The organism is Blastococcus tunisiensis (genome assembly GCF_900112815.1).
GTDB lineage: Bacteria > Actinomycetota > Actinomycetes > Mycobacteriales > Geodermatophilaceae > Blastococcus_B > Blastococcus_B tunisiensis.
This window is the reverse complement of the sequence record NZ_FOND01000009.1, coordinates 145,199-165,932: the sequence shown is the minus strand read 5'-3', so window position 1 is coordinate 165,932 and position 20,734 is coordinate 145,199. Positions and strand designations below refer to the sequence as shown.

The 20,734-nt window shown below is 73.2% G+C and carries 21 protein-coding genes and 1 riboswitch; of the genes, 11 read left to right on the top strand and 10 right to left on the bottom strand.

Going from position 1 to position 20,734, the window contains the following annotated elements; all coding sequences use genetic code 11:
* Positions 1–5: 5 nt before the first annotated feature.
* From BM142_RS13195 to BM142_RS13175, 5 genes are all read right to left on the bottom strand, one after another.
* Positions 6–1,130 (bottom strand): glycosyltransferase family 4 protein, encoded by a 1,125-nt coding sequence (locus BM142_RS13195; RefSeq protein WP_092199309.1) that lies wholly within the window; start codon positions 1,128–1,130, stop codon positions 6–8.
* The gene (locus BM142_RS13190) at positions 1,127–2,404 is read right to left on the bottom strand and encodes a M48 family metalloprotease (protein ID WP_092199306.1); all 1,278 of its coding nucleotides are present in this window, start codon (positions 2,402–2,404) and stop codon (positions 1,127–1,129) included. Before BM142_RS13190 ends, BM142_RS13195 begins: the two co-directional genes overlap by 4 nt.
* Before the next feature lie 99 nt (positions 2,405–2,503).
* The gene (locus BM142_RS13185) at positions 2,504–3,586 is read right to left on the bottom strand and encodes a C40 family peptidase (protein ID WP_092199302.1); all 1,083 of its coding nucleotides are present in this window, start codon (positions 3,584–3,586) and stop codon (positions 2,504–2,506) included.
* Positions 3,587–3,602: 16 nt separating this feature from the next.
* Positions 3,603–3,752: riboswitch (cyclic di-AMP (ydaO/yuaA leader) on the bottom strand.
* Positions 3,753–3,968: 216 nt separating this feature from the next.
* Positions 3,969–4,295 carry a hypothetical protein gene (locus BM142_RS13180; RefSeq protein ID WP_092199299.1) on the bottom strand — a complete coding sequence of 109 codons (327 nt, stop codon included), beginning with the start codon at positions 4,293–4,295 and terminating at the stop codon, positions 3,969–3,971.
* 81 nt (positions 4,296–4,376) lie between these two features.
* A complete protein-coding gene (locus BM142_RS13175) occupies positions 4,377–6,119 on the bottom strand; it encodes a D-alanyl-D-alanine carboxypeptidase family protein (RefSeq protein WP_092199296.1) in 1,743 nt (580 codons plus the stop codon).
* A 187-nt stretch (positions 6,120–6,306) separates the two neighbouring features.
* Between BM142_RS13175 and BM142_RS13170 the strand changes: the two genes are divergently transcribed.
* Together BM142_RS13170 and BM142_RS13165 are read left to right on the top strand one after the other, a co-directional pair.
* A complete protein-coding gene (locus BM142_RS13170) occupies positions 6,307–8,169 on the top strand; it encodes a DEDD exonuclease domain-containing protein (protein ID WP_092199293.1) in 1,863 nt (620 codons plus the stop codon).
* Positions 8,166–8,453 carry an Lrp/AsnC family transcriptional regulator gene (locus BM142_RS13165; protein ID WP_092199290.1) on the top strand — a complete coding sequence of 96 codons (288 nt, stop codon included), beginning with the start codon at positions 8,166–8,168 and terminating at the stop codon, positions 8,451–8,453. The genes BM142_RS13170 and BM142_RS13165 overlap by 4 nt, the downstream gene beginning before the upstream one ends.
* Positions 8,454–8,510: 57 nt before the next feature.
* Here the strand turns inward: BM142_RS13165 and trpD are convergent, their stop codons facing one another.
* Both trpD and BM142_RS13155 read right to left on the bottom strand, forming a co-directional pair.
* Positions 8,511–9,566 carry an anthranilate phosphoribosyltransferase gene (trpD, locus tag BM142_RS13160; protein WP_175527263.1) on the bottom strand — a complete coding sequence of 352 codons (1,056 nt, stop codon included), beginning with the start codon at positions 9,564–9,566 and terminating at the stop codon, positions 8,511–8,513.
* Positions 9,567–9,573: 7 nt separating this feature from the next.
* Positions 9,574–10,014: an ANTAR domain-containing protein gene (locus BM142_RS13155; protein ID WP_254790874.1), complete on the bottom strand. Its 441-nt coding sequence runs from the start codon at positions 10,012–10,014 to the stop codon at positions 9,574–9,576.
* Between the two features lie 133 nt (positions 10,015–10,147).
* Between BM142_RS13155 and ctaE the strand changes: the two genes are divergently transcribed.
* The 5 genes from ctaE to BM142_RS13130 all read left to right on the top strand — a co-directional run bounded on the left by ctaE (position 10,148) and on the right by BM142_RS13130 (position 14,854).
* Complete coding sequence (gene ctaE / locus BM142_RS13150) at positions 10,148–10,759, top strand: aa3-type cytochrome oxidase subunit III (RefSeq protein ID WP_256381297.1); 612 nt, start codon at positions 10,148–10,150, stop codon at positions 10,757–10,759.
* 7 nt (positions 10,760–10,766) lie between these two features.
* Positions 10,767–11,618, top strand: a complete 852-nt coding sequence (gene qcrC, locus BM142_RS25515; RefSeq protein ID WP_092199283.1) for a cytochrome bc1 complex diheme cytochrome c subunit — start codon at positions 10,767–10,769, stop codon at positions 11,616–11,618.
* Entirely contained in the window at positions 11,615–12,727 is a 1,113-nt protein-coding gene (gene qcrA / locus BM142_RS13140) for a cytochrome bc1 complex Rieske iron-sulfur subunit (protein ID WP_092199279.1), read from the top strand. The genes qcrC and qcrA overlap by 4 nt, the downstream gene beginning before the upstream one ends.
* On the top strand, positions 12,727–14,406 hold the full coding sequence (gene qcrB / locus BM142_RS13135; RefSeq protein WP_092199276.1) for a cytochrome bc1 complex cytochrome b subunit: 1,680 nt from the start codon (positions 12,727–12,729) through the stop codon (positions 14,404–14,406). The genes qcrA and qcrB overlap by 1 nt, the downstream gene beginning before the upstream one ends.
* A gap of 130 nt (positions 14,407–14,536) precedes the next feature.
* Positions 14,537–14,854 (top strand): hypothetical protein, encoded by a 318-nt coding sequence (locus BM142_RS13130; protein ID WP_092199273.1) that lies wholly within the window; start codon positions 14,537–14,539, stop codon positions 14,852–14,854.
* A 263-nt stretch (positions 14,855–15,117) separates the two neighbouring features.
* Here the strand turns inward: BM142_RS13130 and BM142_RS13125 are convergent, their stop codons facing one another.
* Together BM142_RS13125 and ctaC are read right to left on the bottom strand one after the other, a co-directional pair.
* On the bottom strand, positions 15,118–15,522 hold the full coding sequence (locus tag BM142_RS13125) for a cytochrome c oxidase subunit 4 (RefSeq protein ID WP_092199270.1): 405 nt from the start codon (positions 15,520–15,522) through the stop codon (positions 15,118–15,120).
* A 51-nt stretch (positions 15,523–15,573) separates the two neighbouring features.
* Complete coding sequence (gene ctaC, locus BM142_RS13120; RefSeq protein ID WP_092199267.1) at positions 15,574–16,455, bottom strand: aa3-type cytochrome oxidase subunit II; 882 nt, start codon at positions 16,453–16,455, stop codon at positions 15,574–15,576.
* 274 nt (positions 16,456–16,729) lie between these two features.
* On the opposite strand from ctaC, the gene BM142_RS13115 reads away from it, so the two are divergent.
* From BM142_RS13115 to asnB, 3 genes are read left to right on the top strand one after another with little or no spacing between them, the layout of a single operon-like run.
* Positions 16,730–17,098 (top strand): metalloprotease, encoded by a 369-nt coding sequence (locus BM142_RS13115; protein WP_092199265.1) that lies wholly within the window; start codon positions 16,730–16,732, stop codon positions 17,096–17,098.
* Positions 17,088–17,438 (top strand): DUF3817 domain-containing protein, encoded by a 351-nt coding sequence (locus BM142_RS13110; protein WP_092199493.1) that lies wholly within the window; start codon positions 17,088–17,090, stop codon positions 17,436–17,438. Before BM142_RS13115 ends, BM142_RS13110 begins: the two co-directional genes overlap by 11 nt.
* Positions 17,439–17,484: 46 nt before the next feature.
* Positions 17,485–19,416, top strand: coding sequence for an asparagine synthase (glutamine-hydrolyzing) (asnB, locus tag BM142_RS13105; RefSeq protein ID WP_092199262.1), 1,932 nt, complete (start codon positions 17,485–17,487; stop codon positions 19,414–19,416).
* A gap of 169 nt (positions 19,417–19,585) precedes the next feature.
* Here the strand turns inward: asnB and BM142_RS13100 are convergent, their stop codons facing one another.
* Positions 19,586–19,954: a HesB/IscA family protein gene (locus tag BM142_RS13100; protein WP_092199259.1), complete on the bottom strand. Its 369-nt coding sequence runs from the start codon at positions 19,952–19,954 to the stop codon at positions 19,586–19,588.
* A 154-nt stretch (positions 19,955–20,108) separates the two neighbouring features.
* Here BM142_RS13100 and BM142_RS13095 point away from each other — a divergent pair, with 154 nt between their 5' ends.
* A complete protein-coding gene (locus BM142_RS13095; protein ID WP_092199256.1) occupies positions 20,109–20,717 on the top strand; it encodes a DUF3043 domain-containing protein in 609 nt (202 codons plus the stop codon).
* The last annotated feature ends 17 nt before the right edge of the window (positions 20,718–20,734 follow it).

Genomic DNA, 20,734 nt, shown 5'->3' with positions numbered 1-20,734 from the left:
CGTCCTCAGGACTCGAGCAGCTCGGCGAAGGTGGCCGCGATCCGGGTCCAGGACCAGCGCTCCTCCACCCAGGCGCGTCCCGCGACGCCCATGCGGCGCGCCCGGTCGGGGGCGGCGAGCAGGTCGGCGAGCGTGTCGGCGACCGCCTCGGCCGAGCGCGGGTCGACCACGTGCCCGGTGACGCCCTCGCGGACGGTCTCCGGGGCCCCGCCGGAGGTGCCCGCGACGACGGGACGCGCGCAGGCCGCCGCCTCCAGGAACACCATCCCGAGGCCCTCGACGTCCAGCCCGGCCCGGCGGGTCCGGCACGGCATCGCGAAGACGTCGCCGGCGGCGTAGTGGCCCGGCAGCTCCGCCGGCTCCACCGGCCCGGTGAAGATCACCGACCCGGCCAGCCCCCGGGCGGCCACGGCGCGCCGGAGCGATGCCTCGGCCGGCCCGCTCCCGACCAGCAGCAGCCGCGCGTCCGGGTGACGGGCCAGCACCCGCGGCCAGCCGGCGACGAGCACGTCCTGGCCCTTGCGGGCGACGAGCCGCGAGACGCACACCACCACCGGCGCCGTCCCGAGGCCGTGGCGCTCGCGGACGGCCGCGCCGTCGGCGTCCGGGGTGAAGCGCTCGACGTCGACCCCCGGGGAGAGCTGGGCCAGCCGGGCGCGCGACGCGAGCGCGGGCGCCAGCCGGTCGCGGGTGTACTCGCTGATGTAGGTGACGACGTCCAGCCCGGACGCGATCCGCTGCATGGCCTGCCGACCGCCCGGCAGGGCCACCCAGCCCGTCTCGTGCCCGTGCGTGATGCCGAGGAGTCGCCGCACCCCGGCGGCCCGCAGCGTCGGCCCCAGGAGGCCCAGGGGTGCGGCGGCGCCGAAGACGGCGGTGTCGCAGCCGAACCGGGAGGCGAGCTCGACGGCGGCCCGGCCGGTGGTGCGCGTCGGCAGCAGCATGCCGGTCGGCAGCCGGACGACCGGGTACGGCAGCGCGGCGTCGTGCACCTCCCAGCCCGGCGAGCGGGAGGCGAGCACGACGAGCGACTCCGGCGGGCGCCGGGCCAGCAGCGCGGCGACGAAGGTCTGGATGCCGCCCTGCCGGGGCGGGAAGTCGTTGGTGACGACGAAGGTCCTGCCGCTCACGGACGCTCCAGCCGGGCCCAGTCGTCGGCCATGGCCAGCCGCTGGGCGACGGTGGGGTGCGAGCCGAAGAACCAGTGCCAGGCCGCCGGCGGGTCGGGGTCGCTGAGATTGGCGCCGGCCAGGTCGCGCTGGAGATCGCTGAACGCCGCCGGGTCCCGGGTGAGGTCGAGGGCCTGCACGTCCGCCCGCTCCTCGACGTGCCGGGACACCACGTTCTGCACCGGCGTGGAGAGCAGGGTTCCCACGGCCAGCAGGAACAGCAGCAGCGGGACGACCCGCGGATCGGCCGGGCCGTCCGCACCGGCGCGCCGCAGCAGGACCGGTGAGGTGAGCAGCCAGCCGAGCGCCGCCGCACCCGCCCCCGCGCCGAGCGCGCCGATCAGCGTGCCGGAGAGCACGTCGTCGGTGGCCACGTGCCCGAGTTCGTGGGCGACGATCGACTCGATCTGCGCGTCGGGCAGCCGGTCCAGGACGGTGTCGTAGAGGACGATCCGCCGGGTGGAGCCGAACCCGGACACGTAGGCGTTCAACGCCGTCGTCCGCCGGGAGGCGTCCGACACCAGGACGTCCTGGACCGGGGTGCCGTTCTCCTCGGCCAGCTCCAGCAGGTCGGTGCGCAGCTGCCCGGCCGCCAGCGGCTCGAACCGGTTGAACGCCGGCTCCATCAGGACCGGCCACAGGAACGACCCGACGACCACCAGGGCGGCGGCCCCCGCCCCCGCCCAGGCCCACCACATCCGGGGCAGCCGCCGGGCCAGCAGCACCAGCACGAGGACGCCCACCGCCGTCAGACCGGCGTCGATGGCCGTGGAGACGCCGACATCCCGCAGCCACAGCCCCCAGCTGCGCGTGGAGAGCCCGTACCGGTGTCGCACCACCTCGCCGTACGCGGCGAGCGGAAGGGTGACCAGCCGGCCCACGACGGCCAGCGCCAGGACGCCGAGCAGCACCTGCCAGACCCAGCCACCACCCAGCGGTGCCGCCACACCGCGCACCAGCCGGGCCCCGGCCCGGGTGAGACCGAGGAGCGCCGAGACGGCCAACCCGAGCAGCAGCGAGGCCAGCGAGGCCGGGCGCATTGCCGCCACGAAGCTCTCGGCGAGCTCGACCTGCGCCGGCGACAGCCCGGCGGTCGGGTCGACCGGGCTGCGGCCACCCGGCGGCTCCGGCAGCGGCGTCCAGGGCGTGGTGACGGCGATGACGACCACCAGCGCGACGCCGAGGACGGCCGCGGTGACCAGTGCGGCGCGACGCGCGCTCCCACGCCCACTCACCTGCCGGAGCCTAGGCGACGGCCCCCGGACCGCCCGACGGCGAGGGCCGGCGACCCCCGCGTGGGGATCGCCGGCCCGGGGCCGCGGCGATGCCGGGTGTCAGCCGATGCGCCGCGCGTGGGTGAAGCCGCTCATCGAGTTGAAGTCCACGACCATGACCGGCTTGCTCGAGGTCGAGGCGTGCACCATCTTCCCGTTGCCGACGTACATGGCCACGTGACTGGTCGGGCTGTAGTAGAAGAGCAGGTCGCCGGGCTGCAGGTCCCCGACGGACACCGGCGAGCCCATCTGGGACTGGCTGCGGCTGGAGTGCGGCAGGCTCACCCCGGCGGCGGAGTAGGCGTACTGCGTCAGGCCCGAGCAGTCGAACGCGTTCGGTCCGCCGGCGCCCCAGACGTAGGGATCGCCGACCTGCGCCAGCGCCGTGTCCACCGCGACCTGCGCCGCGCCGCTCGGCGCGACGACGCCGCTGGGCACGGCCTGTGCCTGCGTGCCGCCGTGCGCTCGGGCGACCTCCTCCTGCTGAGGAACGCTCAGTGCCGCGTACTGGGCCTGGAAGTCAGCGATCTGCGCCTCGAGGTCCTCCTGCTGGGCGGCGATCTCGTCGACGGCGCGCTGCGCCGCGGCCTCCGCCTCGTCGGCGGCGGCCTGGGCCTCCTCCGCCGCGGCGGCGGCCTCGGCCACCTCCGCCAGCTGCTGGTTGGTGTGCCCGGCGATGGCGTCCAGCGTGCCGAGCTGGTGGATCAGCTCCTCGGCCGAGTTGCTGGTGAGCAGCACGTCCAGCCGGGAGAACCCCTCGCTGGTGTACGCGGAGCGAGCCAGCTGGCGGACCTGGCCGTCGAGGGAGTCCAGCTGCAGCTGCGCGTCGGCCGCGGCCTGCTCGGCGGCGGCGACAGCGGCGTGCTGCTCCTCGAGCTGGACCTTGGCCTCGTTGAGCTCCTCGGTGACCACCTCGAGCTCGTGCTCGGCGTCGGCGACGAGCCGGGCCGCCTGGGTGGCGTCGGTGGCCGTGGTCGTGGCCGGGTCCGCGGACGCGGTGCCCGGCAGGACGGTGAAGGTCAGGGCCGCGGTCACTCCGAGGAGCAGACCGGAGCGCAGCCAGCCGACGTGACCCGGAGCGGGCGGACGTGCGGCGGCGGACTGATCGAGGGCGTGCGGCGGTACGGCGTGTGGGGTCGCCACGAGCGGCGGCTCTCCGTTCTTCCTCAACGACCGCCTACCGAGTTAGCTGACGGGTTCGGGCTGGGAAGACTGGCCCTATCCCCTGCGCACCGGCGAACCGGCCGGCAGGAGAACTCACCCCAGGACTGCGGTGGGTCCCCGGCTCGCCGTCCGGCACCTCTGCAGGAGCCGTCAGGCGATTAGGCGGTGCCCGTCCGAGGCCACCCCTCTGCGGGTGACGACCACTCGGTCGGACCCGGCGACCCTACGACCGTGACGATCGCGTGACAAATGGACAGTCCTGTGACAGGTGTGACGGGAGTCGCATTCCGGTCCGTCGCCGCAGCTCAGGGGCGTGCCGCGCGCTCGATGTGATGCGACGCGGACCGTTCCGTCCGCACGCTCAGCCGGTCCTCCGGGTGCCGTCGGACGTGGTCCCGGCCGGGTCGCGATGGCGCAGCGGGGGCACCAGACCGACGTCGGCGAGCGCACGGACGGCCCGGCGCTCGACCTCGTCGAACTCGACGACGACGCCGGCCGGTGGCACGACGACGTCCTCGGCCGCGACGCCCGCCTCGGGAGCACCGGCGAGCGCCCCCCGGCGCCCGTCGATCGGGACGACGACCGGGTCGACCCCCTGCCATCCGGGTGGCGCCCCGAGCAGGACGGTGACGACGCAGTCGGCGCAGCCCGTCGGGCGCGCGGTGCAGGTGTCGCAATCGATCAGCATGGTCTCTCTCCTCCGTGAGTCGTCCGCACGGTAGGAGCGGGCACCGACAATTTCCCCCGGGTCCCCGCGGAGCACCCCGGCTCAGGTGCCGGCGAACTCCCAGTGCCAGGGCTCCTCGCGGCCGTTGCCGGGTTCGGCCCAGTCGGGATGCAGGAAGCCGAAGCGGCCGGCGTTGGCCGTCATCCAGGCGTACTGCGGCGTAGCGAACCGCTCGATCCCGCCGCAGAGGTCCACCGCGAGCCCCCAGCCGTGGTTGCTGGTGCCCGGAACCGCGGCGAGGGCCGGCTTCTGGCCGTAGAGGCGGACCTGGCCGGCGTAGCTGCGGTAGGAGTCGGTGAGGCAGATCGGCCCGCCGAAGGCTCCGGCGTAGGCCGCCGACATGGCCCGGTAGGCCGCGGCGGCGTCGCAGCGCAGCGTGTGGGCGCCCACCCCGATCGGGCACATGGCGCTGGGCGGGATCAGGCCGTTGGGATAGCCGCCCCACGAACGCGCGCCGTCGTAGCTCGCGGGGTAGACGGTGTTCCCGCACTCCACCCGCAGCGCCCCGCCGGCCGGGCCGGGGGCGGCCACCGGGGCCCGCTGCCCCAGGCTGGGGCGTCCGATGCCGAGCACCTGGTCGCCGGGCAGGGTGCGCACGACCACCGCTCCGGCCCGTGCGTCCGCGGCCAGCATGGTCGTCGGGTCCAACGCGATCCCGACGTGGCCGAGCCCCGACTCGGCCGTGCCCAGGAAGACCAGGTCACCGGGGAGCACGTCGGCCGGCGCCACGGGCGGCGTGACGGCGAACAGGTCTGCCTGGCCGCCGGGCAGCGGCACGCCCGCCGCCCCGTACGCCGACCGGACGAGCGCTCCGCAGTCCCAGGAGTCCGGTCCGGCGGTACCCGGGGCGTAGGGGCGCCCCAGGGCATCCATCGCCGCGGTCACGGCGGCCAGGGTCTCGGCCGGGAGCACGAGCAGGGACGTCGGCTGCCGCGGCAGCTGCGCCGCCCCGCGCTGGGCCGTGCCGTCCCCCGCCCCCACCGGCACCAGTCCCGCCGGCAGGCCGGCCGCGGGATCGAGGAGGGCCGCTGCCGGTGGGGGCGTGATGCCGGCGGCGCCCAGCTGCTGGAGGTAGGCGCCCCAGTTGGCCGCGGTCCGGTCGTTGACGTCGAGCTGCTCGCGCTGGAGCCGGGCCAGCTGGCCGTCGACCACCGCGAGGGCCTCGTCCAGCTCGCCGGTCACGGCGGCCGCCGCGGCCTCCAGCCCGGCCACCGTCGCGGCGACCGCGTCGGCCCGCGCCCGCGCCTCCGCCAGCGCGGCGGCGGCCCGCCGCTGCTCCCCCAGGGCCGCCTGCCGGAGCTCCTCTGCGGCACCGATCACGCGCGCCGCATGGGCGTCCACGACCTCCAGGAAGCCGAGCGCCGACACCACGTCCCCCGGATCCCCGCCGGAGAGCAGCAGCGTCAGGGGGGTCACCGCCCCGCCGTCCCGGTAGATCGCCGCCGCGTAGCCGGCGACCTCCCGCTGGTGGACGGCCAGCTCCCCCGCAGCATCGGAGACGACGGCCTCGGCGGCGGCGACCACCGCCTGCGCCTGCACCAGCTCCTCCCGCGCCGCGGCCACCTCGGCCTGCTGCTGCTGGAGCCCGGCCTGCACCTCGGCCGCCCGCTGCTGGAGCCGGTCGAGCGCCCGGCTGTCCAGCACCGCGGTGGTGCCGCCCGGCTGGTCGCTGGGGTCCGCGGCGGCCGGCTGCACGGCGCCGGCCGACAGCGCGGCGGCGGCCAGCAGCGCGACGGCCGTCCGGACCGCCGTCCCGGCAGTGCGCCACCGGGAGCGCGGGAGCATCAGACCACCTCTGCGTGTCCGGGCCGCGCGCGTCCTCGGGGGCGGCCCACCGGGGGAATGGTGTCCTGCCCGTCCGCCGTCCGCCAGCGCAAACGTGCAGGTGACCCTCGTGCGGGCGACACCACGGCAGCCCCCGGCCGCGGCGCGGCATCACAGGAGTGTCATTCCCCCGACCTACCGTCCGGTCGTGCCCACCTCCCCCGCGCTCCCCCGTGACGTCCCCCGGCGGCAAGAGGCCCCGCGGCCGGATCGCCTGCGGTACGAGCAGGTCACGATCGAGGAGCTCGGCACGCCCCTGGCCGACGTCACGTTCGTCGTGGTGGACCTCGAGACCACGGGCGGGTCCCCGAAGGACAGCGCGATCACCGAGATCGGCGCGGTGAAGGTCCGCGGCGGGGTCGTGCTCGGCGAGTTCCAGACGCTGGTCGACCCGGGGCGGGAGATCCCGCCCTACATCAGCGTCCTGACCGGGATCACCTCGACGATGGTCGCCGCCGCACCGCGCATCGGGACGGTGCTCCCCGCCTTCCTGGAGTTCGCCCGCGGCGCCGTCCTGGTCGCCCACAACGCGCCGTTCGACCTCGGCTTCCTCAAGGCAGCCTGCGCGGAGACCGGCATCCCGTGGCCGGCCACCGCGTCGGTGGACACCGCGGTGCTGGCCCGCCGGCTGCTGTCCCGCGACGAGGTACCCAACTGCAAGCTGGCCACGCTGGCGCCCTACTTCTCCGCCACCACCTCCCCCACCCACCGTGCGCTGGACGACGCCCGCGCCACGGTCGACGTGCTGCACGGCCTCTTCGAACGGCTGGGGCCGCTCGGGATCACCTCGCTGGAGGAGCTGACCGGGCTCACCCGCCAGGTCGACCCGGAACGGCTGCGCAAGCGGCACCTGGCTGACGGCGTGCCGCGGGGACCGGGCGTCTACCTCTTCCGCGGTCCGCGCGACGAGCCCCTCTACGTCGGGACCTCGAACGACCTCCGCAGCCGGGTGCGCAGCTACTTCTCCTCCGGCGAGCAGCGCAGCCGGATCACCGAGATGGTGGCGCTGTCCCAGCGGGTGGACGCGATCCCCTGCGCGCACGACCTCGAGGCGGCCGTCCGGGAGCTGCGGCTGATCGCCGAGCTCAAGCCCCGCTACAACCGCCGGTCCCGGTTCCCCGAGCGCGCCCTGTGGATCCGGCTGACCGAGGAGCCGTTCCCCCGGCTGTCGGTGGTCCGCCGGGTGCGACCCGGCGCCGGGGCCTTCCTCGGTCCCTTCCCCGACCGGCGGGCCGCCGACGCCGCCGTCGCCGCGGTGCACGAGGCGCTGCCGCTGCGGCAGTGCACGACGCGGATCTCGCCGCGGATCCCCAGCGCGGCCTGCGCCCTGTTCGACATGGGCCGCTGCGGCGGCCCGTGCACCGGCGCCCAGTCGGTGGAGGCCTACGCGCCCATCGCGGCGGTGTTCCGGGCGGCCGTCCACCACGACCCGCGCGATCTCGTCGCGCCACTGCTCGCGCGGGTCGACCGGCTGGCCGCCGAGGAGCGCTACGAGGACGCCGCGCTCCTCCGGGACCGGGTGGCCGTCCTCGTCCGGGCCGTGCGCCGCCGGCAGCGACTGGAATCCCTCGCAGCCGTCCCGGAGCTGGTGCTGGCCCGGGCCGACGGCTCGGGCGGCTGGCAGCTGTCCGTCGTCCGCCGCGGCCGCCTGGTCGCCGCGGGCGGGGCACCGCGGGGCACCTCGGTGCGCGCCACGCTGCCGGGGCTGCTGGCCACCGCCGAGACGCTCGCGGGTCCCGAGGGCGAGCTGGCGGCCACCGTCGACGAGACGGAGCTGATCCTGCGCTGGATGGAGAAGCCGGGCACCCGTCTGGTGGAGCTCACCGGCACCCTGGCCTGTGCGGCACCGGGAACCGGCGGGTTCAGCTCCTTCCTCGCGCGGGTGGAGACGGGACACACCCGACGGGACCCGTTCGCCGACGACCGGTCGCTCGGCACCCGCGCCCGCCCGGAGCGCGTCACCGCAGGTGCGGGCGGCCGGGTCCGCTCAGGGCTAGGCTCCCCGGCGTGATCACCGCCATCGTGATGATCGACGCCGCCACCGACGCGATCCCCGAGGTCGCGGCCGCCATCGCCGACCTCGAAGGGGTCAGCGAGGTCTACTCGACCGCCGGCGAGGTCGACCTGATCGCCATCGTCCGGGTCCGCGAGTTCGAGCACATCGCCGAGGTGATCGCCGGGCGGATCAACAAGGTGCCCGGCGTGCTCGAGACCGAGACGCACATCGCCTTCCGGGCCTACTCGCGACACGACCTCGACGCCGCCTTCTCGATCGGCTTCGACTCCGCCGACTGAACAAGGACCCCGTCCCCCTCATCCCTCGCACGCTCGGGACGAGCCTCTGGACGGGGCCTAGGCGCGGGAGGACTGGCTGACGGTCACCCAGCGGTCGAGGAGCGTCGTCGCACGGCCGTCGTCGATGGCCGCGGCGGCCCGCTCCATGCCCGCCCCGACCGCGTCGTGCAGCCGGGCGGACCGCTCGTCGAAGGCCGCCAGGGCGGCGGCGGCGTTCAGCACGACCGCGTCGCGGACCGGCCCCCGCTCGCCGTCGAGCACGCGACGGAAGACATCCGCGTTGAACTCCGCCGAACCACCCCGCAGCGCATCCGGGCCGGACGCCGGGATGCCCAGGGCCGCCGGGTCCAGCCGGTCGGGCTCGACGTCCCCGTCGCGCACCACCCAGACCGACGAGGTGGTCGCCGTGGTCAGCTCGTCCAGACCGTCGTCGCCGCGGAACACCAGCGCTCGCCCCCCGCGGGCGGCGAGCACGTCGGCCATCACCGGGGCCATCCGGGCGTCCGCGCAGCCGATCGCGGCGGCCACCGGCCGGGCGGGGTTCGTCAGCGGACCGAGGAAGTTGAAGACGGTGGCGATGCCCATCTCCCGCCGGGCCGGGCCGGCGTGCCGCATGCCGGGGTGGAACACCGGGGCGAAGAAGAAACCGATGCCGGCCTCGTCGACGCACCGGGCCACGCCCTCCGCGGGCAGGTCGATGACCACCCCGAGGGCCTCGAGCACGTCGGCGGAACCCGAGGACGACGACGCCGCGCGGCCACCGTGCTTGGCGACCGGCGCGCCGGCGGCCGCCGCGACGACCGCGGCCATCGTCGAGATGTTCACGGTGTGCGCGCCGTCGCCTCCGGTGCCCACGATGTCGACGCAGTCACGGGAGAGCTGCACCGGCGTCGCCTGGGCGATCATCTCCGAGGCGAGGCCCGCCACCTCTGCCGCCGACTCCCCCTTGGCCCGGAGCGCGACGGCGAAGGCCGCGACCTGGACGGGCGTGGCCTCCCCCGTCATCACCTCGCGCATGGCCCAGGCGGTGTCGGCCGAGGACAGGTCCTTCCCGGCGAGCAGACGGCTGTACAGCTGCGGCCAGGTCGGTGCGTCTACCGAGGGGGCGCTCACGGGCGGCTCACCGGCGGACGGCGGGGCGCTGCGCACGGGCACGCAGCAGGTCCGCGACCACGCCGGGGGCGGTCAGCGGGTCGATCGGCAGCGGGAGCGTCCCCTCCGCGCGGGACCAGTGCGCCAGCCAGCGGTCCGGCTGCCGGGCGATGAGCACGCACACCGCGGGCCGGTCCACGACCTCCTGGTCCAGCTGTCGGCTCACCGCCAGACCGCCCGTCGGCTGCGCCTCGCCGTCGAGGATGCAGAGGTCCACGCCACCGGCGTCCACGGTGGCGACGACGTCGTCGCCGGTCTCGCACTCGAGCCAGGTCACGGGGCCGACGTCGGCCGCGGGACGACGGCCCACCGCCGTCCGGACGGCGGCGCGGACCTCGGGCCGGTGGCTGTAGACGACCACGGTGGCCGGCATCGAGGTGGTGTCGGTGACGTCGGTGGCGGAGCTCACCCCGCCGAGCCTAGCGGCAGACCAGGGCATTTCCCGGGCAGGCCGGGGAAACGGTAAAGACCTGATCACTTCGGCGCCACGCCCACCGCACCCGCGGTCGTGACGACCCCCCGGCGATGCCATGATGAGCCTCGTGACAACGGCCCCCGTCGCGAGCAGCACCTTCGACCCATCGCGGGTGCACTCCCTGACCCGACCGAACATGGTCAGCGTCGGCACGATCATCTGGCTCTCCAGCGAGCTGATGTTCTTCGCCGGCCTGTTCGCCATGTACTTCACCGCGCGAGCCCGGTCCACCGAGGGGTGGCCACCGGAACCGACCGAGCTGAACGTCCCGTACGCGCTCGTGATCACGCTGATCCTGGTCAGCTCGTCGGTCACCTGCCAGTTCGGGGTGTTCGCCGCGGAAGAAGGCAATGTCTACGGCTTGCGCAGGTGGTTCACGATCACCTTCGCGCTGGGCCTGATCTTCGTCCTGGGCCAGGCGTACGAGTACTACGAGCTCGTCCACGAGGGCACGACGATCTCCTCGTCCACGTACGGCTCGGTCTTCTACCTGACCACCGGCTTCCACGGGCTCCACGTGATCGGCGGACTGGTCGCGTTCATCTTCGTGCTCATCCGCTCCACCATGGGCCGCTTCACCCCCGCCCAGGCGACCTCGGCCATCGTGGTCTCGTACTACTGGCACTTCGTCGACGTCGTCTGGATCGGGCTGTTCGCCACGATCTACTTCATCCGTTAGGAAGCCGGTGTCCTCTCAGAACCCGCAGTCCGAGGCCGTGCACGACGGCGCCGGGCCAGTCGACGGCAACCCGGCCCGGCGGGCCCGCGCCCGGCGGCGCTCCAAGCACCGTCGCCGGCTGGCCAACGTCGCCGGCCTGCTGACCGCCCTGGTGCTCACCGGTGCGATGTACTCCGTCTTCGCGCCGGCCCAGGCCGCCGACGACAGCACGGAGTCCGCCGCCGAGGCGGCCGGCCGGGAGCTCTACCAGCGCAGCTGCATCACCTGCCACGGCGAGAACCTCGAGGGCGTGCCCAACCGCGGGCCGTCGCTCATCGGCGTCGGCGAGGCCTCGGTGTACTTCCAGGTGCACACCGGCCGCATGCCGCTGGTCCGCCAGGAGGCCGACGCGCCCCACAAGCCGGCCGTCTTCTCCGACGAGGAGATCGACCAGCTGATGGCCTACGTCCAGTCCAACGGCGGCGGGCCCACCCTCCCGTCGGGGGACCTGCGCGACGGCGACCTCGCCGAGGGCGGGGAACTCTTCCGGCTCAACTGCGCGTCCTGCCACAACTTCGTGGGCCAGGGGGGTGCGCTGTCCTCCGGCAAGGCGGCGCCGAGCCTCCAGGACTCCAACGACCTGGAGATCTACACCGCGATGCTGACCGGGCCGGAGAACATGCCCGTCTTCGGTGACAACCAGCTGACCCCCGAGGAGAAGCGGGCGATCGTCAACTACGTCCAGACGATCGGTGCCCAGGCCGACCCGGGCGGTGCCGGGATCGGCCGCGCGGGCCCGGTCGCCGAGGGCCTGGTCATCTGGGTCGTCGGCGTGGGCATCCTGATGTTCGGGATCTTCTGGATGGGGAGCAAGGCGTGACGACCCGCGACACCCGCCCCGGTTCCACCGGTGGCGCCGACGTCCCCGACACGCTGTACGGCGGGCCGGACGACGACTACACCCCCGAGCAGCTGGCGGCCATGAGCCGCCAGGACCTCGACCGCCTCGGTGCGCGCTACGACGGCGTGGAGATCATGCACGTCGACCCGGGCCCGGAGCCGGGGTCGAACCTGGAGCGGCGCGCCGTCCGCCAGGTGGGCACGGTCTTCGCGCTGGCCGGGCTCTTCGCCTTCCTCTTCGTCGTGGTCTACGTCGGCTCGGGCTGGTTCCTCCCCGACTGGCAGTGGGACATCACCGAAGGCGGCTGGAGCGCCCTCTTCACGCCGCTCCTGGGTCTGTTCATGGGCCTGTCGCTGCTGTGCGTCGGTCTCGGCCTGGTGCTCTTCACGAAGAAGCTGCTGCCGCACGAGACCGCGGTGCAGGACAAGCACGACGGCTCGCACTTCGACCGCGTCACCGCCGGCGCGACGCTGGTGGGTGGTTGGCACAACAGCGGGCTCGCCCGCCGCAAGCTGATCACCCGCTCCCTCGCGCTCATGGGCGGCGGCGTGGGCCTGATGCTGATCATGCCGCTCGGCGGCCTGATCAAGAACCCGAACAAGGGCAACCCGCTCGGCACCACCAGCTGGGCCGAGGGCGTCCGCCTGCTCCGGGACGACGGCAGCCCGATCCGCCCCGGCGACCAGGAGCCCGGCTCGCTCGAGACCGTCTTCCCGGCCGTCCCCGGCGGGAACCGGGAGGCCGACGCGGCGACCATGCTCATCCGGCTGCGTCCCGAGCAGGTCCTGGAGAACGAGCCGCGCGAGGGCCAGGCGGACTTCTCCTTCGGCGACTACGTCGCGTACTCGAAGATCTGTACCCACGCCGGCTGCCCGGTGTCGCTGTACGAGCAGGAGACGAGCCGGATCCTCTGCCCGTGCCACCAGTCGCAGTTCGACGTGACGCAGGGGGCCAAGCCGGTGTTCGGGCCGGCCACGCGTGCGCTCCCGCAGCTGCCCATCGGTGTCGACGACGAAGGGTTCTTCGTCGCCCGCAGCGACTACATCGAGGCCGTAGGACCCACGTACTGGAACCGGGAGCGCATCTGATGGCCCGCACCGCCACTGCACCGGGTGCCCCCACGACGAGGCTCGGCAAGGCGGGTCACGCCGTCGACGAGCAGCTGACCGTCGCGCCGTGGCTGCGCCGGACCCTGAACAAGGTCTACCCCGACCACTGGTCCTTCCTGCTCGGGGAGATCGCGCTCTACTCCTTCCTGATCCTGCTGCTGTCGGGCACCTACCTGACGTTCTTCTTCGACGCCTCCATGCAGGAGGTCGTCTACGAAGGCTCCTACGCCCCGCTGCGCGGTGTGGAGATGTCGGCGGCCTACGACTCGACCCTGCAGCTGTCCTTCGACGTCCGCGGCGGCCTCTTCATGCGGCAGCTGCACCACTGGGCGGCGCTGCTGTTCGTGGCGTCGATCGTGGTCCACCTGCTGCGCATCTTCTTCACCGGCGCCTTCCGCCGGCCGCGGGAGACGAACTGGCTGATCGGCGTCGTCATGCTGGTCCTCGCCCTGCTCATGGGCGTCACCGGCTACTCCCTCCCCGACGACCTGCTGTCGGGCACGGGGCTCCGGATCATCAGCGCGATCCTGCTGTCCGTCCCGGTCATCGGCACGTGGGCGCACTTCGCGGTGTTCAACGGTGACTACGTCGGCACGGAGATCATCGGGCGCTTCTACATCGCCCACGTGCTGATCATCCCGGCGATCCTGCTCGCGCTCATCGCGCTGCACCTGATCATCCTGGTCAAGCAGAAGCACACCCAGTTCCCGGGTGCCGGGCGGACCGAGCACAACGTGGTGGGCAACCGCCTCTTCCCGACCTTCGCGGCGAAGGCCACCGGCCTGGTGTTCATCGTGTTCGGCGTCTGCGCCGCGCTCGGTGGTCTCGTGCAGATCAACCCGGTGTGGCTGTGGGGCCCCTACAACCCCGCGCAGGTGTCCGCCGGATCGCAGCCGGACTGGTACATCGGGTTCCTCGACGGCTCCACGCGCATCTTCCCGCCGTGGGACATCGAGCTGCCCGGCGACTACAACATCCCGGCGCTCTTCTGGCCGACGGTCGTCATCGCCGGCCTGATGTTCACCCTGCTGGCCCTGTACCCGGTGATCGAGCGCAAGATGACCGGGGACACCGCACCGCACCACCTGTTGCAGCGTCCCCGCGACGTCCCCGTGCGCACGTCGCTGGGTGCGATGGCGCTGACGTTCTACCTCTGGCTGATGGTGGCCGGCGGGAACGACCTCATCGCCGACAAGTTCGACATCAGTCTGAACGCGATGACGTGGGTGGGCCGGATCGGGGTGATCATCCTGCCGGCGATCGCCTACATGGTGACCTACCGGATCTGCCTCGGTCTGCAGCAGCACGACCGCGAGGTGCTGGAGCACGGCATCGAGACCGGTGTGATCCGGCGGCTGCCCAGCGGCGAGTTCATCGAGGTCCACCAGCCCCTGGGCCCGGTGGACGAGCACGGCCACGGCCAGCTCGCCTACGGCGGCGCACCCGTGCCGAAGCGGATGAACCAGGTGGGTGGTGCCCGCCGGGCGATCCGGGGCTTCTTCTCCCCGATCGAGGAGCCCGCGCAGGTGGAGCTCGAGCAGCGGCGGGAGGGCCGCGGCCTGGCCGCCGGTGAGGACCGTGAGCTGACGTCCTCCGGCCGCCCGGCCGACGGTGGCCGCCCCTCGGACGGTGGACGCCCGCAGGAACCGCGCGACTGATACCGCTCGACCAGCAGGGCCCCGGTGGACGCCACCGGGGCCCTGCTGCATGTCGGCCCCTTTCGCCCCGGGACCCTCCCCGCCGGGAACCGGGCTGCCCCCCGCCCCACCGACGGGCCAGACTTCCCTCATGCCGACCGAGCTCCCGGCGGGGACAGCGGTGTTCCGCGCCCTGCACCGCCCTCGACCGCCCTCCCCCGCCGAGGTCGCGGTGCTGTCCTGGCTGGCCGCCGCGGTGGGCCCGGAACCGAGCGGCCAGGTCGCCGACGCGGCCGTCGTGGGCGCGTGCACGTGCGGCTGCTCGTCGGTCCAGCTGTCGACGTCGGGGGCCCCGCTGCCCGTGGCGACGGTCCGCCGGCTGTCCGCGACCGGGACGACCGACCATCTCGCGGTCAGCTCCTCGGGCCGTGGAGCGGACGGTTCACCCTCGACGTCGTGCTGCACCTGACGGAGGGCCGGCTGCACGAGCTGGAGGTCCACGACACCGGGGCCGGCGACGGCACACCGGTCGACCTGGCCCGCGTGCGGGACCTGGGGCCGCCCCGGGTCCACTGAGGCGGCCACGGTGACCTGCGCCGGGAACGGGCGACGGTCACCTGCGCCGGGAACGGCCGCCCGCCCAGCCGCGCCGGTGAGCTCCGACGAGCCCCCAGCACGACCGAGGGCCCCACCCGCGGCGGCGGGTGGGGCCCTCGGGAGAGGCGCGGTGGTTCAGCTCTGGGTGGCGTTCTGCCCCGTGTGGAACTCGAACAGCAGCCCGGAGATGGTGATGATCAGGGCGGCGGCGGCGATGAGGATCAGCCAGCTGTAGAAGAAGGCCAGGCCCAGGCCCATCAGCGCGGCGGACAGGGCCAGGCCGAAGGGCCAGTAGCTGGCCGGCGGGAAGAACCCGAGCTCACCGGCGCCGTCGGCGATGTCGGCGTCCTTGCGGTCCTCCGGGCGCGCGTCGATGCGCCGGGAGACGAACCAGAAGAACCCGCCGATGAGGCCCGTGAGGCCCGCGGAGAGGACCAGCGCCGTCGTGCCGATCGGCTCCCGCGCCCAGACGCCGTAGACGACGGCGGCGACGACGCAGAAGAAGGCGATGATGTTGAAGATGAGCGCCTCGACCTTCACGGTCGCGCCTCCTCGTGCGTCGGTGCGGTCAGGACCCGGACGATCGACATCTCAGCCCCCCGCATTCAGGTCGGTGTTCTTGTTCTGCAGGTACTCGAACGGCGCCGTGGTGGACGACAGCCCCGGCTGGCCGATCTCCTCGAGGGCCTCGTAGGTGTCCAGGCCGGACTCCCGCGCCGCCAGGTAGTCCTCGTAGTCGTCGCCGGAGACCGAGCGGACCTCGAAGTTCATGTACGCGTGGTAGCTGCCGCACAGCTCCGCGCAGCGCCCGACGTAGGCGCCCTCCTCCTCGACCGTCACCTCGAAGACGTTGTCCCGGCCGTTCTCGTTGCCCGGGATGACGTCGAGCTTGAAGAGGAACTCCGGCACCCAGAACGAGTGGATGACGTCCGCCGAGGTCAGCTCGAACCGGATCGTCCGATCGGTCGGCAGCACGAGGATCGGGATCTCCGAGGTGGTGCCGATCGTGTTGACCGGCTCGCCGTCCGGGCCCTCGGTGTCGGGGTAGACGAACTGCCAGTTCCACTTGAACGCGTTGACCGCGATCGTCTCGTCGGGGTTCTCGCTGCGGTCACGGACCTCGTTCTGGACGACCACCGTGTAGAAGAACAGCCCGGCGATGATCACGAACGGCAGGATCGTGTAGACGATCTCCAGCGGCAGGTTGTACGCCGTCTGCTTGGGCAGTTCGTCGCTGCGCTTGCGGTGCCGCACCACCGACCAGCCGATCAGGCCCCAGACGCCGAAGCCGACGATCAGCGCGGCGATCACGGAGCCGGTCCACAGCTCCCGCATGGGTTCGGACTCCTGGGTGATGCCCTCCGGCCAGCCGAACCGCCAGAACTCGTTGTTCGGCATCGAACATCCGGTGAGGGTCACGACCCCCAGGAGACCGAGCGCGGCCAGCCGCGCGAGCCTGCTGCCTCGAGCCACTGCTCGCTGCCTCCTCGTTCTCCACCCGGGCGTCCGGGCGGTCCTCCCGCTGGTCGTCCGCCGGCTTCCGGGCGGACGGCATCCTGCCGTTCACAGTGTGGGGCGAGACTAGCCGACCCCGCTCGGCGGCCGACCACCGGAGACACCCCACCGGCGCGTCCCGGACCCCGTTCCGGACCCCGTCCCCGGCCTGCGGCGCTCGTGCCGCATCCGCGAGCCCGGGTGTGCGCGGAACCTCGGCCGCCGGTCCACGGCCGGCGGTTAGAGTCGAGGCGTGTTCTCCCGGCTGCTGACCCCCAAGTGGCTGCTGCTGCACCTGCTGGTGGCGGCCCTCTTCGTGGCCACCTTCTTCCTCGGGTACTGGCAGCTGACCAAGGCCGAGGCCGGCGGCGGGGCGGTCAACTGGAGCTACGCCCTCCAGTGGCCCCTCTACGGGTTCATGGGGCTGTGGTTCTACCTGCGGATGCTCCGGGTCGAGCTGACCCGCGACCCGGACGAGGGCGAGCCGGGCGCCGCCGTGGTCCTGTACCAGCGCCCGCGGATCGACACCTCCGGAGATCCCGAGCTGGCCGCCTACAACGCCTACCTCGCGGAGCTCAACGAGCGCGCCCTCGGGCAGCGGAGTGCCGGCCATGGCCGCTGACCGCACCGCGCCGGCCCGCGACTCCGAGCAGGCGATCGCCGCGGCGCTGCAGCGCTACCGGGTGATGGCCACGGTCGTCGGCGTCCTGCTCGTGCTGCTGTTCGCCGTCGCCGTCCCGCTGAAGTACCTGGCCGACGTCCCGGAGTTCGTCACCGTCCTCGGGACGGCGCACGGCTGGCTCTACGCGCTCTTCTTCCTGTCCACCGTCGACCTGGCGCTCCGGGCCAAGTGGAGCCTCAGGGGCGCGGTCGTCGCACTCGTGCTCGGCACCATCCCGTTCCTCTCCTTCTACGGCGAGCGCACCGTCACGCAGAAGATGCGCGCCGGCGAGCGCGTGTGATCCCCCACCTCCCGACCCGCTCCCCAGCCCCGAGGATTCGCGCCTGATGTGTGGCCTGCTCGCCTACTTCTCCACCGACGCCGACCGGGTCGACGACGCGACCGTCGACGCGGTGCGCGGCGCCCAGCACTGCATGCGGCACCGCGGCCCCGACGAGAACGAGGCCTGGTGGGACGGCCGGGCGGTGTTCGGCTTCAACCGGCTGTCCTTCATCGACATCGAGCACAGCCACCAGCCCATGCCCTACGCGGACGGCCGCTACCGGATCGTCTTCAACGGCGAGATCTACAACTACCTCGAGCTCCGGGCCGAGCTGGCCGCCCAGGGGGCGCAGTTCGCGACCGAGGGCGACACCGAGGCGATCGTGGCCGGGTACCACCTCTGGGGTGCCGACGTCGTCCACCGCCTCCGCGGCATGTTCGCGTTCCTGATCTGGGACACCCAGGAGCAGACGGTCTTCGGCGCCCGCGACCCCTTCGGCATCAAGCCTCTGTTCACCGCCCGGCTCGCCGACGGAGGGATCGTCTTCTCCTCGGAGAAGAAGGCCCTGCTGGAGGTGCTCGGCGGCAGCGCGGCCGCCGGCGGCGTCGACGGCGCCTCGCTGCAGCACTACCTGACCCTGCAGTACGTCCCCGAGCCGGCGACCCTGCACGCCGGGATCCGCCGGATCGAGAGCGGGACGAGCTTCACCGTCCGCGACGGCGAGCTGACCACGACGCGCTACTTCCATCCCTCCTTCCCGGTCCGGCCGGTCGCGAAGGACGAGCAGCAGGCCGTCTACGACCGGATCGCCGACGTGCTCGACGACTCGGTCCGCATGCACATGCGGGCCGACGTGACGGTCGGCTCCTTCCTCTCCGGCGGCATCGACTCCACCGCGATCGCCGCGCTGGCCAAGCGGTACAACCCGAAGCTGCTCACCTTCACCACCGGCTTCGAGCGGCAGGGCTTCTCCGAGATCGACGTGGCAGCGGAGTCGGCGGCCGCGATCGGCGTGGAGCACATCACGAAGGTGGTGACGGCCGCGGAGTTCGCCGAGGCCATCCCGCTGGTCGTCTGGTACCTCGACGACCCGGTCGCCGACCCGGCGCTCGTGCCGCTCTACTTCATCGCCCGCGAGGCCCGCAAGCACGTGAAGGTGGTGCTCTCCGGCGAGGGCGCCGACGAGCTGTTCGGTGGCTACAACATCTACCGCGAGCCCCTGTCGCTCGCGGCGTTCGACCGCATGCCCGCCGTGCTGCGGCGCGCCCTGGGCACACTGTCCACCCGCCTGCCCGACGGCATGCGGGGCAAGGACCTGCTGCGCCGTGGCGCGATCCCGCTGGAGCAGCGGTACTACGGCAACGCCCGGATCTTCCGGGACGACGAGCTCGGGTTCCTCGAACGCCGCGACCCCGACCTCTCCCACGTCACGGTCACGCGCGAGCTGTACGAGCGCACCCGTGCGGCCGGCTACGACGACGTCACCGCCATGCAGTACGTCGACCTGTTCACCTGGCTGCGCGGCGACATCCTGGTCAAGGCCGACAAGATGACGATGGCCAACTCCCTCGAGCTGCGCGTGCCCTTCCTCGACCCCGAGGTGTTCGCGGTCGCCAGCACCCTGCCGGTCGACCAGCGGGTGACCCGGGAGACCACGAAGTACGCCCTGCGGCGGGCCCTGGAGCAGATCGTGCCGGCGCACGTGCTGAACCGGCGGAAGCTCGGGTTCCCCGTGCCCACCCGGCACTGGCTGGCCGAGGACCTGCACGACTGGGCCCGCCAGGTGATCGAGGAGAGCCGGACCGACGAATGGCTGGACCGCCGTCAGGTGCTGGCCATGCTCGCCGCGCACCGCGAGAACCAGCGCAACGGCTCGCCCGTGGACCACTCGCGCAAGCTCTGGACGCTGCTGGTCTTCATGGTGTGGCACGGCATCTTCGTCGAGGAGCGGATCAAGCCCGAGATCCCCGAGACCGTCTACCCCGTGCGGTTGTAGTTCCCGCGGATGCACGACGGCCCGGCTCCCCGTCGTGGGGAACCGGGCCGTCGTGTCGTCCCGAGTGGAGGCCCGGAGGGTCTCCTGCGACGGGAGGACGAAGCGGCTCAGCGCGTCCGGGGGACGGTAGCTGGCCGCGGTGCGATCCGGAGGATCGCCGTGTCATTGCTCAGCTGAAGCTGTCCCCGCAGGCGCAGGAGCTGCCGGCGTTGGGGTTGTCGATCGTGAAGCCCTGCTTCTCGATGCTGTCGACGAAGTCGATCGTCGCGCCGCCGAGGTAGGGCCCGCTCATGCGGTCGACGATGACCTCGACCCCGCCGTACTCGTAGGTCTGGTCGCCGTCGAGGTAGCGCTCGTCGAAGAACAGCTGGTAGCGCAGCCCGGAGCAGCCACCCGGCTGCACCGCGATGCGCAGTCGCAGGTCGTCGCGGCCCTCCTGATCGAGCAGCGCCTTCACCTTCGCGGCCGCCGGGTCGCTGAGCACGACGCCGGTGACGCCGGCCCCGCCGTCGAGGGTGGTGGTGTCCTGCACCGACATGTTGTGTCCTCCCAGATCCGAGGTGCCCGCTGCGGCACGTCCTTCAGCGGACCAACACCGCCGTTGCGGTGGCTCTTCCCCTGCTGCCGACCACTGTACGGCGCCGGGGGCGATTTCCCAGGTCTCCTTCCCCACACCCGTAGACTCCGAGCCCGTGAAGCTCCGCCTGCCCGGCCGCCGGAACCGCGCCGAGACGTCCGCCACCGCTTCCTCCGCCGATCTTCCGGAGGAGCTGGTCAGGGCGTCCGGCAAGGGTCGCCCCACGCCCAGGCGCAACGAGGCCCAGGGCCGCCGGCCCGGCCCGCCGCCGCCGCCGCCGACCACGCGCCGGGAGGCCTACAAGCGGATGCGCGAGCAGAACGCGGCGCAGCGGGCCGCCACCCGCCAGGGCGCGGCCCGCGGGGACGACGCCTACCTGCCGGCGCGCGACCGCGGACCGGTGCGGAAGCTGGTCCGCGACGTCGTCGACTCCCGCCGCAACGTCGGCAGCTTCTTCCTCGCCATCGCCGGGGTCGCCCTGATCGGGACGATCGCGCCGAGCGTGACGCTCCGGAACTACGCGAGCTTCCTGCTCTTCGGCTTCTTCCTGCTGCTGATCGTCGACTCCGTGGTCCTGAGCCGCAAGATCAAGCAGAAGGTCGCCGAGCGCCACCCCGAGACGACGAAGACCCGCGGACTGACCTGGTACGGGATCAGCCGGTCGACGATGATCCGGCGCTGGCGGTTCCCCAAGCCCGACGTGCCCCTGGGCGCCGAGGTCTGAGCGCGACCTGACCGCCG